This is a genomic window from Knoellia pratensis (assembly GCF_042666395.1).
GTDB lineage: Bacteria > Actinomycetota > Actinomycetes > Actinomycetales > Dermatophilaceae > Knoellia > Knoellia pratensis.
Window position 1 is genome coordinate 216859 of the sequence record NZ_JBHTDJ010000004.1, and the last position, 12849, is coordinate 229707.

Annotated in this window: 9 protein-coding genes; 3 read left to right on the top strand and 6 right to left on the bottom strand. The window is 67.3% G+C overall.

What is annotated here, in order from left to right; translation table 11 throughout:
- The first annotated feature begins 20 nt into the window (after nt 1–20).
- Nucleotides 21–1517, top strand: a complete 1497-nt coding sequence (locus tag ACFQRE_RS17180) for an APC family permease (RefSeq protein ID WP_380124764.1) — start codon at nt 21–23, stop codon at nt 1515–1517.
- Nucleotides 1518–1553: 36 nt separating this feature from the next.
- Here the strand turns inward: ACFQRE_RS17180 and ACFQRE_RS17185 are convergent, their stop codons facing one another.
- From ACFQRE_RS17185 to ACFQRE_RS17210, 6 genes are all read right to left on the bottom strand, one after another.
- Nucleotides 1554–2594, bottom strand: a complete 1041-nt coding sequence (locus ACFQRE_RS17185) for a LacI family DNA-binding transcriptional regulator (protein WP_380124766.1) — start codon at nt 2592–2594, stop codon at nt 1554–1556.
- Between the two features lies 1 nt (nt 2595).
- Nucleotides 2596–3546: a carbohydrate ABC transporter permease gene (locus ACFQRE_RS17190; protein WP_380124768.1), complete on the bottom strand. Its 951-nt coding sequence runs from the start codon at nt 3544–3546 to the stop codon at nt 2596–2598.
- A complete protein-coding gene (locus tag ACFQRE_RS17195) occupies nt 3546–4517 on the bottom strand; it encodes a carbohydrate ABC transporter permease (RefSeq protein ID WP_380124770.1) in 972 nt (323 codons plus the stop codon). Before ACFQRE_RS17195 ends, ACFQRE_RS17190 begins: the two co-directional genes overlap by 1 nt.
- A gap of 149 nt (nt 4518–4666) precedes the next feature.
- Nucleotides 4667–6043: an ABC transporter substrate-binding protein gene (locus ACFQRE_RS17200; protein ID WP_380124772.1), complete on the bottom strand. Its 1377-nt coding sequence runs from the start codon at nt 6041–6043 to the stop codon at nt 4667–4669.
- Nucleotides 6044–6254: 211 nt separating this feature from the next.
- Entirely contained in the window at nt 6255–8702 is a 2448-nt protein-coding gene (locus ACFQRE_RS17205) for a DNA gyrase/topoisomerase IV subunit A (RefSeq protein ID WP_380124775.1), read from the bottom strand.
- 66 nt (nt 8703–8768) lie between these two features.
- On the bottom strand, nt 8769–9398 hold the full coding sequence (locus ACFQRE_RS17210) for a nitroreductase family protein (RefSeq protein WP_380124777.1): 630 nt from the start codon (nt 9396–9398) through the stop codon (nt 8769–8771).
- Nucleotides 9399–9421: 23 nt separating this feature from the next.
- Here ACFQRE_RS17210 and ACFQRE_RS17215 point away from each other — a divergent pair, with 23 nt between their 5' ends.
- Together ACFQRE_RS17215 and ACFQRE_RS17220 are read left to right on the top strand one after the other, a co-directional pair.
- A complete protein-coding gene (locus ACFQRE_RS17215) occupies nt 9422–12097 on the top strand; it encodes a bifunctional acetate--CoA ligase family protein/GNAT family N-acetyltransferase (RefSeq protein ID WP_380124779.1) in 2676 nt (891 codons plus the stop codon).
- Nucleotides 12098–12136: 39 nt separating this feature from the next.
- Nucleotides 12137–12808, top strand: a complete 672-nt coding sequence (locus ACFQRE_RS17220; protein ID WP_380124781.1) for a DUF5998 family protein — start codon at nt 12137–12139, stop codon at nt 12806–12808.
- The last annotated feature ends 41 nt before the right edge of the window (nt 12809–12849 follow it).

The window sequence follows — 12849 nt, forward strand, 5'->3', positions numbered from 1 at the left end:
CCGAATGAGGAGGCGTGCAGATGAGTGGTCACATCGACGATCGCGGTGGCACGGATGTCATCGATGCACCACAGGGCGGGCAGCCAGAGCTCAACCGGGTCATGGGGCCCAAGCTCCTGTTGCTGTTCATCGTCGGCGACATCCTCGGGACGGGCGTCTATGCGCTCACCGGGTCGGTGGCCGGCGAGGTGGGTGGCGCAGCGTGGGCTCCGTTCCTCGTGGCGTTCATCGTCGCGACGATCACGGCGTTCTCCTACCTCGAGCTCGTGACGAAGTACCCCCAGGCAGCTGGTGCGGCGCTCTACACGCACAAGGCGTTCGGGATCCACTTCTTCACCTTCATCGTCTGCTTCACCGTGATGTGCTCCGGCATCACCTCGGCCTCGACGGCCTCCAACGCCTTCGCCGGGTTCCTGCGTGACGGGCTCGGGATGAAGGAGGAGTGGCCGGCCGGCTCGACTCCCATCCTGCTCATCGCCCTGGGATTCATGGCTCTGGTGGCCGCAATCAACTTCCGTGGAGTCGGCGAGAGCGTCAAGGCCAACGTCGTGCTCACCCTGGTGGAGGTCTCCGGTCTGCTCCTGGTCATCTTCATCGGCCTGTATGCCGTGACCGAGGGCAAGGCGGACTTCTCGAAGACCATCATCTTCGACAGTCCGAGCGACAAGAGCACCTTCTTCGCCATCACTGCGGCGACCTCGCTCGCGTTCTTCGCCATGGTGGGCTTCGAGGACTCGGTCAACATGGCCGAAGAGACTCACGAGCCGGCCAAGAACTTCCCGAGGATGATGCTCGCCGGGCTCGGGATCACCGGCGTCATCTACATCCTCGTCGCGATCACCGCAGTGGCACTGGTGCCTGTCGGCAAACTCGCCGACCCCAACGAGGCGTCCGCCCTCACGCAGGTCGTGGCCGCCGGCGCACCGAACTTCCCGTTCGACAAGGTGTTCCCGTTCATCGGCATGTTCGCCGTCGCCAACTCCGCGCTGATCAACATGCTCATGGCCAGCCGCCTGCTCTACGGCATGGCCAAGCAGGACGTGCTCCCACCCTTCCTCGGCAAGGTGCACGCCACCCGTCGGACCCCGTGGGCGGCCATCCTGTTCACGACGGCGATCGCCTTCGGACTCATCATCTATGTGGTGCGCGCCAACGGCAGCAAGGAGGGCGCCGGGACGGTCACTCTGCTCGGTGGCACCACGGCGTTGCTGCTGCTCTGTGTGTTCACCGTCGTCAACATCGCCGTGCTCGTGCTGCGCAAGGATCCCGTCAAGCACAAGCACTTCATCGCCCCCTCGGTCCTGCCCATCCTGGGCGCCGTGTTCTGTGCATTCCTCGCAGGGCCGTGGGCGCGCAGCGACGCGCAGCAGGAGCAGTACAAGATCGCTCTTGGCCTGCTCGTCGTCGGTGTGGTCCTGTGGGCGCTCACTTGGGTGGTCAACCGCTTCTTCTTCGCCAAGAAGACCTACATGCGTGACCCCGAGGAGCTCGGCGACCCCGACCACGAACACCACTGAGCGCGCACCCTTGCGAGCCTCGCGCCGTCCGTCCTCTCAGGAGGCGGGCGGCGCGGTGCTGTGTCGGGTGATGAGCTCGGTGGGCACCACGACGTCGTTGGCGCGACCGCCGGGGGTGTCGACCCCCAGGGCTCGCAGGAGGATCTCGGCGGCCTCATGGCCCTGCGCCGCGACGTCCTGACGGACCGTCGTGAGGCCCATGACGCTGCTGAGGACGTGGTCGTCGATGCCGATGATCGAAAGGTCCTCGGGGACGCGCAGTCCTTCGGCTCGGGCTGCCTGCATCGCGCCGATCGCCATCTCGTCGGAGGCAGCGGCAAGGGCAGTGGGCCGGTCGTCAGAGGCGAGGAGGGCACGAGTGTCGGCCGCAGCGCTGTCGGCGGTCCAGTCCGACTCGAGGATCCAGTGCTGGTGCGCAGGGAGCCCGTGCTGGCGCATGACGTCCTGGAACGCGTCGAGGCGCGCCTGAGGCGTCTGGATGTGCGCCGCGTTGGACGGGACCGTGCCGATGTAGGCGATGCGCGTGTGCCCCAGGGCCACGAGGTGCTCCGTGGCGGTCCGCATCGCGAGGTCCTCGTCGATGCGCACGTTGGGGCGGTCCGCGACCGGCGTCCCGATGGCGACGAGCGGCAGCCCGAGGCGGTCGACCAGCTCGAGCTCCTGCTCGGTCAGGGGCAGGTTGAGGGTGATGACTCCGTCGACGCGCTTCCAGAGCATGTTCTGCGACAGGGGGAGGCGCTGGTCGTAGTTGTCGTCCTCGAGGTCGAAGAGCAGCACGTGGTGTCCGTGCTGGCGCAGGGTCTTCTCGATGGCGCTCACCAAGGTCGCGAAGAACCACCGGGTGAGGAACGGCGCCACGACCCCGACGACCTGCGTGCGTCCCGACGCGAGTGACGTCGCCGTGGGGCTGGCGACGTAGTCGAGCTCGGTGGCGACCTTGAATACTCGCTCCCGGGTGCGTGGGCTCACCCGGTCGAGTCCGCGAAGTGCGCGGGAGACCGTGGCCACAGAGACCCCGGCCTCCCGCGCAACATCGGTGATCGTGCTCATCCGCCGTCGGCGGTCCGGAGCAGGCATGTCAGCCCTTCGTACCTCCGGCGAGGAGGCCTCGGACGAAGTACCGCTGCAACGCGAGGAACACCGCCACCGGCAGGGCGATGGACACGAAGGCAGCCGCAGACAGGAGGTACCACCTGTTGCCCAAGGTGCCGCTGATGGTGTTGAGGAACATCGTCAACGGTGCCAGGTCAGGCTTGCCACCGAACATCGCCAGCGCCACGAGCAGGTCGTTCCACACCCAGAGGAACTGGAAGATGCCGAACGAGGCCAGCGCGGGAGCAATCAGCGGAAGCAGCACCTGGAAGAAGATGCGCACGTGTCCCGCACCGTCGACCCGGGCCGCCTCGAGCAGCGACGCCGGAATCTCCTTCATGAAGTTGTGCAGGAGGAAGACAGCGAGGGGCAACGAGAAGGCAGTGTGGGACAGCCACACTGACCAGTACGACCCGCCGAGCCCGATGTCCTGGTACATCGTGACCAAGGGCAGCAGAGCGACCTGCAACGGCACGATCTGCAGGGCGAACACAGCGACGAACAGGGCGTTCTTGAAGGGGAAGTCGATCCACGCGAAGGCGTAAGCAGCGAGCGACGCGAGCAGCAGGGGCAGCAGTACCGACGGGATGACGATGACGAGGGAGTTGACGAAGAAGTCGGTCAGGGGAAGCTGACCCTCGGCGCCGTTGAGGACGCCCTTGTAGTTGTCGAGGGTGAAGCCGCCGCCGGTGAGGGCGTGCCACCACCCCGTCTCCTGGATGTCTTCCTGCTTGCGGAAGCTCGTGACGAACAACCCGAATGTCGGAATCGTCCACAGGGCCGCCATGGCGACGGCGAAGACCGACGCCCAGCGCGAGGACACGGCCCGGGCGGCATTGCCCGCCGCCGACTTGCGCTTCTTGAGCTTGTGGCCGGCGTCGGCGACCGCGGTGTCGGCGACCGAGGCCGGGACGGGTGCTGGAGTCATGGTGCTCATCAGGCGTCCTTCCGGAGCTGGATCACGTTGAACACGATGATCGGTGAGACGAGCAGGAAGATCACGATCGCGATCGCCGCTCCGAGCCCTGGCTCCTGCGTGACGAAGGAGCGGTTGTAGAACTCGTTGGCCAGGACCGAGTCGCCGAGCTTGCCGCCGCTCGACGCCTGGACGATGTCGAACGCCTTGAGAGTGGCGATGCCGATCGTCGTGAGCACGACGATGACCGACGTGCGAATGCTCGGCAGCGTGATGAACCGGAACATCTTCATCCCCGAGACACCGTCCATGTTGGCGGCCTCGAGGATCTCGTCGGGGATCGCCTTGATGGCCGCCGAGAGGATGGTCATGGCGAAGCCGACCTGGACCCAGATCATGATGGCGATCAGGGCGAACGTGTTGCCCGGCGCGTTGCCCAGGAAGTCGATGGGGTCCATGCCGAGCGTGGTGATGACCGAGTTGAGCAGGCCCACCTGGTCGGCCGACGGGTCACCGATGAAGTAGTAGACGAACTTCCAGATGAGCGTCGCGCCGACCAAGGAGATGGCCATCGGGAGGAAGATCAGCGCCTTGGCCACGGCCTCGCCCTTCGCGCGATCGATCATGAGGGCGTAGGCCAGGCCCAGGCCCGTCGCGAGAAGGGGAACGAGCACGACCCAGAAGAGGGTGTTGCGGAACACGTCCGGAAGGCCCGGGGTGGTCCACAACCTCCCGAAGTTGTCCAGCCCGACGAACTCGCCACGGGTGCGCGCCGTGCCGAAGTTCAGGTCGAAGAACTTGCCGTCGTAGAAGGCCCTGCGGATCGTGAGGATGAACGGGTAGATCAGGGCGATGGAAATGAAGATCAGGGTGGGGCCCACGAAGGCAGCGGCCTGGATCTTCTCGCCCAGACGACCGTTGAAGAGCGAAGCAAGGAGCAGGATGCCGAGGAAGACGGCGCCAAAAACGACGATACCGACGAGCAGCGTCAAGAGTTTTCCGCTGTTGCTGTCAGTCGATATGGCCGTGAACGAGGTTACGAGCATTTCACCTCCTGAGGAACGGGTGCACCAGTGGGTGAGGGGAGGCAGGACGCCCCACCTCACCCACTGAGGCCATGGAGTGGTGAATCAACTACTGGTTACTTGGCCGGCCAGGACTTCTCGATGTTGCCGAGAGTGGTCGCGTCGTCCTGACCCTTGACCCAGTTGGTCATCTCGGCCCAGAACGTGCCGGCACCCACGGCGGAGGGCATCATGTCCGAACCGTCGAAACGGAAGACGGAGGCCGGGTCCTGGAGGATCTTGGCCGACTGCTGGTCGATGGGGGAGACCAGGTTGGCCGGGTCGAGCTCCTTGTTGGCGCTCACCCATCCACCGCCGGTCGTGGCCTTGGCCTTGGCGTTGGCCCATTCGGGCGATGCCAGGTAGGCCGCGAAGGCCTTGACCTCGGGAGCGTCGCGGAAGGTGGCCACGAACTCGCCACCACCGAGGACCGGCTTGGTCGTCTCATCGACCGACGGCAGGTAGAACGCCCAGGCGTCGCCATCCTCGGCGACCTTGGTGCCCTTGGGGAAGTTCGCCGCGTAGAAGGAGGCCTGGCGGTGCATGAAGCACTTGCCGGTGAGGATCGGCTGGCCGCCGTCCTGGAAGGTGGTGGTCGCGATCGAGGACGGTGCACCGAAGCCACCGTTGGTGAACTTGGGGTCCTTGAGGATGGCGGCGTCCTTGCCCAGGGCCTCAAGGATCTTGGGGTCGTTGAAGGGGATCTTGTGCTCGACCCACTGGTCGTAGACGTCCTTGCCAGCGGTGCGCAGGAGAGTGTCCTCGAGCCAGTCGGTGCCCGTCCATCCGGTGGCGGTGCCCGAGCTGAAGCCGGCACACCACGGCTTGGCTGCCGGGTTTTCCGTCGCGATCTTCTGGGTGAGAGTCATCATCTCGTCCCACGTCTTGGGGATCGTGTAGCCCTTGGCCGTGAAGGCCTTGGGGGAGTACCAGACGTAGGACTTCACGTTGGCGCCCAAGGGGGCCGCGTAGAGGTCGCCGTCGACGGAGCCGTACTTGCGCCAGTCCGGCCCGAAGTACTTGTCGACGCTGTCGCTCAGGGTCTTCGAGGCCGGGATGGCCTTGCCGGTGTCAACCATGGTCTGGAGCAGGCCCGGCTGCGGGATGAACGCGATGTCCGGGAGGTTGCCGCTCTGCGCGCGCTGCGGAAGGTTCTTCTCGAAGTCCTTGTCACCTTCGTACTTGACGGTGACGCCGGTGCACTCCTCGAAGGGCTTGTAGGACTCCTTGTGCGGGGCGTCCTCGGGGGTGACGATCGAGGTGTAGATGCTGACCGTCTTGCCCGTGAGTTCGGACTTCATGTCACACCACTTGGAGTAGTCCTTGGTGTCCTCGGCGGCGGCCGCGCCGCCGGTTTCGTCGTCGCTGCCTCCACCGCATGCGGTGATGCTGAGCGAAATCGCAGCAATGCCGGTGAGGGCCAACACCTTGCGACGTTGTGATTTGTGGGCCATGCCCGCCTCCATCTATTCAAGGGGCGCGCCGGGGCCATCACTGACCTCGGCACTGAGGTGATCCGTGTGGAGTGTAAAAGCGGTTACACCCGGGGCGGAACGGTTTCTGTGCGTTTGTGTGGTCACGATCACGTAACGCGATCGAATCCGACTGAGGTGTATGCCGCCCGCTCACTTTCAGTCACTCGGCGTGCGTTTGGGTCGGTCTGGGTCAGGCGGGTGGAGCGCCGATCCCAGTGATGATCGCGGCGCCCTGGACGCCCGAGCCATCACGTCTGCCGGTCGCGTCGGGCAGCTCGAGGGCGACACCGCCAGCGCCACTGGCTCGCGCCGGTGTGGCACCGACCCAGGCGAGCACAAGGGTGTCCTCGCCCTTGAGGAAGCGGTGGGCGCGCACGCCAGCCGTGCCGCGACCCTTGGCGGGGTACTCGGCAAAGGGCGTGGCCTTGATGGCCCCGGGCTGGGTCCCCGGGAGTGCGTCCGCAGACCCGCTCGCCGTGACGACGACCGCGTCACGGGCCGGGTCGACGACACCGAAGAAGGCGACCCGCTCACCGGTTGTGACACGCACACCCGCGATGCCACCACCCGAACGGCCCTGTGGCCGAACGGTCTTGGCAGGAAAGCGGAGCAGCTGCGCGTCGGAGGTGACGAAGACCAGGTCCTCGTCGCCGGTGACGACCTGGCCCGCCCCGACGACGGTGTCGCCGTCCTTGAGAGAGATGACCTCCCAGTCGTGGGACTTGGGCTGGTCTGCGGTCACTCGCTTGACGATGCCCTGAGCGGTGCCGAGCGCGAGGCCCGGACCGTCGGGATCGAGCGAGACCACCGTGATCGGCTCCTCTCCCCGGGGCAGGTCCACGTAGGCCGCCAGAGGGGCGCCCCCGGACAGGCTCGGCGCACCGCCCAGGGGTGGCAGCGTCGGCAGCTCGAGCGCGCTGATCCGGATCATCCGCCCGAGACTCGTGACGAGGCCGACCTCTCCGCGTGCCGTCGTGCGCACGGCAGCGATGACGGCGTCGTGCTTGGCCCGGCCACCCTCGGCCGGGATGGGCTCGTCGCTGGAGGTGCGGGCCAGCAGTCCGGTCGAGGAGAGCAGCACCCAGCACGGGTCGTCACTCACCTCGAGCGGAGCCGAGGCCGCACTGACGGCATTGCCGGCCGACTCGAGGAGCACGGTGCGGCGGGGCGTGCCGTGCTTCTTGGCGACGTCGGCCAGCTCGGTCGAGACCATCCGCTGGAGCAGCTTCTCGTCGCCCAGGATCGCCTCCAGCTCCTCGATCTGCTTCTGCAGGTCGTCGCGCTGGGTCTCGAGCTCCATGCGCGAGAACTTGGTCAGGCGCCGCAGCTGCAGCTCGAGGATGTAGTTGGCCTGGAGCTCGCTGAGGTCGAAGACGCTCATGAGGCGCTGGCGCGCGGTGGCCGTGTCGTCGCTCGTGCGGATGAGCTGGATGACCTCGTCGATGTCGAGGATCGCGATGAGGAGTCCGAGGACGAGGTGGAGCTGGTCCTGGGCCTTGCGCAGGCGGTAGGACGTGCGGCGGCGCACGACGTCGATGCGGAACTCGACGTAGTGGCGCAGCAGGTCCTTGAGCCCGAGCGTCTGCGGCTGACCGTCGACGAGAGCCACGTTGTTGATGCCGAACGAGTCCTCCATCGGCGTCAGTTTGAAGAGCTGCTCGAGGACCGCCTCGGGGTTGAAGCCGTTCTTGACCTCGATGACCATCCGCAGTCCGTGCTTGCGGTCGGTGAGGTCCTTGACGTCGCTGATGCCCTGGAGCTTCTTGCCCTGCACGAGCGTCTTCATCCGCTCGATGACCTTCTCGGGACCCACGAGATAGGGGAGCTCGGTGACGACGATGCCCGACTTGCGTGGCGTGAGCTTCTCGATGCGGGTGGTGGCGCGGGTCTTGAAGCTGCCCTTGCCGGTGAGGTAGGCGTCGCGGATGCCTTCGAGACCGACGATCTTGCCGCCGAGGGGGAGGTCGGGGCCGGGGATGAACTTCATGAGGTCGTCGAGGCTGCAGTCGGGGTGGGCGATGAGGTGCCGGGCCGCGCTGACGACCTCGACGAGGTTGTGCGGCGGCATGCTCGTCGCGAAACCGACCGCGATGCCGCTCACGCCGTTGACGAGGAGGTTGGGGTAGGCCGCGGGCAGGACGCCGGGCTGGAGCAGCTGGTCGTCGTAGTTGGGGACGAAGTCGACGGTGTCCTCGTCGAGTCCCGTCGTCATGACGAGGGCGGCCGGAGCGAGGCGGGCCTCCGTGTAGCGCGACGCGGCCGGACCGTCATCGAGGGAGCCGAAGTTGCCGTGCCCGTCGACGAGCGGCAGACGCATCGTGAACGGCTGGGCCATGCGCACGAGCGCGTCATAGATCGCGGTGTCACCGTGCGGGTGGTACTTGCCCATGACGTCACCGACGACGCGCGAGGACTTCACGTGACCGCGGTCGGGGCGCAGGCCCATCTCGCTCATCGAGTAGAGGATGCGGCGCTGCACCGGCTTGAGACCGTCGCGCACGTCCGGAAGGGCTCGCGAGTGGATGACCGACACGGAGTACTCAAGGAAGGCGTTCTGCATCTCGATCCCGACGTCGATGTCGACAACCTTCTCGACGATCTCTTCGGGCGGCGTGTTGCTCGACGTGCTCTTTGCCATGGGGCGGGGTTCAACCTCGGTGTCGGTGCTGCACGGACGCGATTCGCCCGATCACTGCATCTTCCCTCAGTGCTCTGACGTCCCCGCCGCCGACGCGCCGAACCGCCCGAGGTGGAGCACGTCACTCAGCGGACGGCGTCCGCGCTTCAGCGACGGGCTCGTCACGCGTTGCGCTTCGTGACCCAACGCGATGACGCCGACGACCCGCCGACCCGGCGGAACGGCATACGCCGCTCTGACAGCGTCGTGACGCGCGGCGGGAACGCCGAAGAACAACGCACCCAGGCCAGCGTCGACGGCGCCGAGGAGGACGATCATCGCCGCCATCGCCGTGTCCGTGTCCCAGTAGGGGATGGGCCACCGGTCGAGGGAGCGATCGGTCCAGCCCTTGTCCGGCTCGGCATACCGATCCAGGTATGCCGTGGGGTCGGCGAGCATGACCAGCAGGACTGGCGCTGCGGAGACACCGCGCAGCCATCCGTCCGGCTCGCCTTCGCGCTCGCGGGTCACCTTCCAGAACAGCGCCCGGTCCTCGGCATCCGTCAGGGCCAGGACGTCCCACCCCTGTGTGTGGCCGGCGCTGGGTGCCCGCTGAGCGAGACGGACGAGCCGCTCGACCGTCTCGAGAGGGACGCTGCGGTCGGCGTCGAAACGTCGCACCATCCGGCGCCGCGACACCGCGTCGATGAGGTCCATGGTGTTCATCGTGCCGTGCCACGATGGGGCTCATGAGCAAGGACGTCGAACTCCCGCCGGGATACCCGGTGCAGTGGGAGGCAGACGTCGTGCTGCGCGACGGCAGTGTCGGCCACCTGCGTCCCATCCTGCCGAGCGACATCGAGGGGATCCACGCGTTCCACGCCAAGCAGTCCGACGAGTCGATCTATCTGCGGTTCTTCGCGCCGCTGCGCCGACTGTCCGACAAGGATGTCCACCGCTTCACCCACGTGGACTACTACGACCGGGTGGCCCTCGTCCTCACGGTGCGCGACGAGATCTTCGGGATCGGGCGCTACGACCGCACCGAACCCTCCTCGGCCGAGGTCGCGTTCAACGTCAGCGACCACTACCAGGGTCGCGGCATCGGCTCGGTCCTTCTTGAGCACCTCGCAGCGATCGCGCAGGAGTTCGGGATCACCCGCTTCACGGCCGAGGTGCTGCCGCAGAACCGCAAGATGCTCACGGTCTTCTCGGAGGCCGGCTACGAGGTGAGCCGCAAGGTCGAGGACGGGGTCGTCGAGGTGCGGTTCGACATCGAGCCGACCGACCGGTCCAAGGCCGTCGCGATGTCACGTGAGCATCGCGCCGAGGCGATCAGCGTCAGCCGGATGCTGCGCCCCCAGACGGTTGCCGTCATCGGGGCCGGACGCTCGACGGACTCCATGGGGCACCACTTCCTCAAGAACCTCCTCGACGGGGGCTTCACGGGCAAGGCCCACCCCGTCAACCGCAATGCCAGGAAGATCCTCGGTCGCAAGACCTACGACACGATCGGTGACGTCCCCGGCCCGGTGGACCTCGCGGTCATCGCGGTCCCGGCCGACAAGGTCCTCAAGGTCGTCGACGAGTGTGCCGCCGCCGACGTCGACGCGCTGCTCATCGTCAGCGCGGGCTTCGGTGAAGGTGGGGGAGAGGGCGGTGACGAGCTGCAGAGCGAGCTCGTCCGGCGCGCTCGCGGATCGGGCATGCGCATCGTCGGACCCAACTCCTTCGGGCTCATCAACACCGACCCCGCGCTCTCGCTCAACGCCTCGCTGTCGCCCGGCATGCCACGGATAGGGCACCTGGGGCTCTTCGCGCAGTCAGGGGCCCTGGGCATCGCGGTCCTCGCGTCCGCGGCCCGACGCAACCTGGGCATCTCGTCGTTCGGGTCGGCCGGCAACCGCGTCGACGTCTCCGGCAACGACTTCATGCAGTACTGGATCGACGACGCAGACACCCACGCGGTCGGTCTCTACCTCGAGTCCATGGGCAACCCGCGCAAGTTCTCGCGCATTGCCCGCAACCTGGGCCGGATCAAGCCGGTCATCGTCGTCCAGTCCGGTATCTCGGCCTACGGCGCACCTCCCGGACACCGCGTGCGACGGACCAAGGTGCGCCCGGCGGTCTTCGCGGCGATGCTGCGCCAGGCCGGGTGCATCCGCGTCTCCAACGTCCACCAGATGTTCGACGTCGCCCAGCTCGTCGTCCACCAACCGCTCCCTGCAGGGCGCCGCGTCGCCATCGTCGGAAACTCCTCGGCCCTGGGTGCCCTCTCGGCCGGTGCGGTCGCGGGTCGCGGGCTCAAGGTCACGCACGGCCCCGTCAACCTCCCGTCGGAAGCCACGGCCCAACAGTTCCGCGAGGCTCTCACCAAGGCGTTCCAGGACCCCGACGTCGACTCTGTGCTGACCTGCTTCATCCCGCCGATCGTCGCCCACGACGAAGAGGTCACCGAAGCTGTTCGCTCGGCGGCCCGCAACTCCGACAAGACCTGCGTCGCAACGTTCCTCGGCATGCGCGGGGTCAACTCGTCGACCCACATGGATGAGGGCGGGACGGGACAGGCGATCCCGATCTATGCGATGCCCGAGGATGCGGCCTACGCCCTTGCGAAGGCGACCAAGTATGCCGAGTGGCGCAACAAGGACCACGGTGTCCCCGTGGCGCCCATCGGCATCAACCGGCGGGTGGCCGAGGACGTCGTCCAGACGGTGCTGTCGGTCAGCCCGGAAGGTCGTCGACTCGACCCCGACGAGACCTTCGCTCTCCTCACGGCATACGGGATCGAGGTCTGGCCCTCACGCAAGGTGACGACGATCGGGGAGGCCGTCGAAGCGGCCGAGGGCATCGGCTATCCGGTGGTCCTCAAGTCTGCGGCCCCGATGCTGCGCCACCAGGGCGGGATCACGGGGGTGCGCGTCGACCTTGGGACGGAGCAGTCCGTCCGTGAGGCGTGGGCGTCCCTGCACGAACGCCTCTCGCCCCTGGCGGCCGGGCAGCTCGAGGTCCAGCGCATGGCCACGCCCGGAGTGGCCTGCGTCGTGACCGCGGTCGAGGACCCGCTCTTCGGCCCCGTCGTGAGCTTTGGCGTCGCCGGACTGCCCACCGAACTGCTCGACGACATCGCCCACCGCATCCCGCCCCTCACCGACGTCGCCGTGTCAGAGCTGATCTCCTCGGTCAAGGCGGCACCCGTGCTCCATGGTCACCGGGGCTCCACGCCGGTGCACCGCGCAGCACTCGCGGACCTCATCGCTCGGGTGTCGGCCATCAGCGACGACATGCCCGAGATCGCGTCGCTTCGCCTCAACCCGGTCAACGCCCACCCCGGCGGGGTCGAGGTCCTGGGGGCCGAGGTGACGATCGCGCCGACCGCCCGACGCACCGATCCCGGGCGGCGCTCGCTCACCTGACCTGTGGACGGGCGGGCACCGCGGCCGCGGTGCGGCAGAATGGACCCCATGATGCGTTCGTTCGACGTCCCCACCCTGCCGGTGGACCTCACTGCGGCGATCGAGCGAGCCGGTTACTACCCGGCGCTCGTTGGCGATGTCGTCGCTGCGGCGCTCGCCGGTGAGCAGGTGCGTTCACACCTCGTCCACCTCGAGACGACGTTCGACCGCGACGTCATCCGCCGCCACGTCACCGTGCTCGTGCTCACGCCGTCGCGTCTCGTGATCGCTCACGCCGACGACCACGCCGATGAGGCTGCTGGCGCTGGTGTGACCGACGGCGTCGGTTCGGGCGGGGTTGCCGCGTCCGATGGCGCTGCTGAGGGTGCGGGACTCGGTGGCCAGGAAGTCGCCACCGCCACGACCGAGAGCATCCCCCTGTCAGCCGTGCGTGGCGTCATGTTGACCCACGTCGTGGCCGACCCCCAGAACTACGTCCCCGGCTCGCTCGGGCGCGAGTTGACTCTGACGCTCGGCTGGGGCGCCGTGAGCCGCGTCGACCTGCTCCCCGCCACCTGCGGTGACCCCGGGTGCGATGCCGACCACGGCTACGACGGCACGATCTCCAGCGACGACATCGCCCTGCGCGTTTCGGCGACGGCAGACGGCGACGTGGCCCTGCAGCAGGCGATCGCCTTCGCCCACGCCCTCTCGGGTTCGCTGGGCCAGTGACGGAGCAGGAGCCGCCGGTTTCGCGCAAACCGCGCAAACCG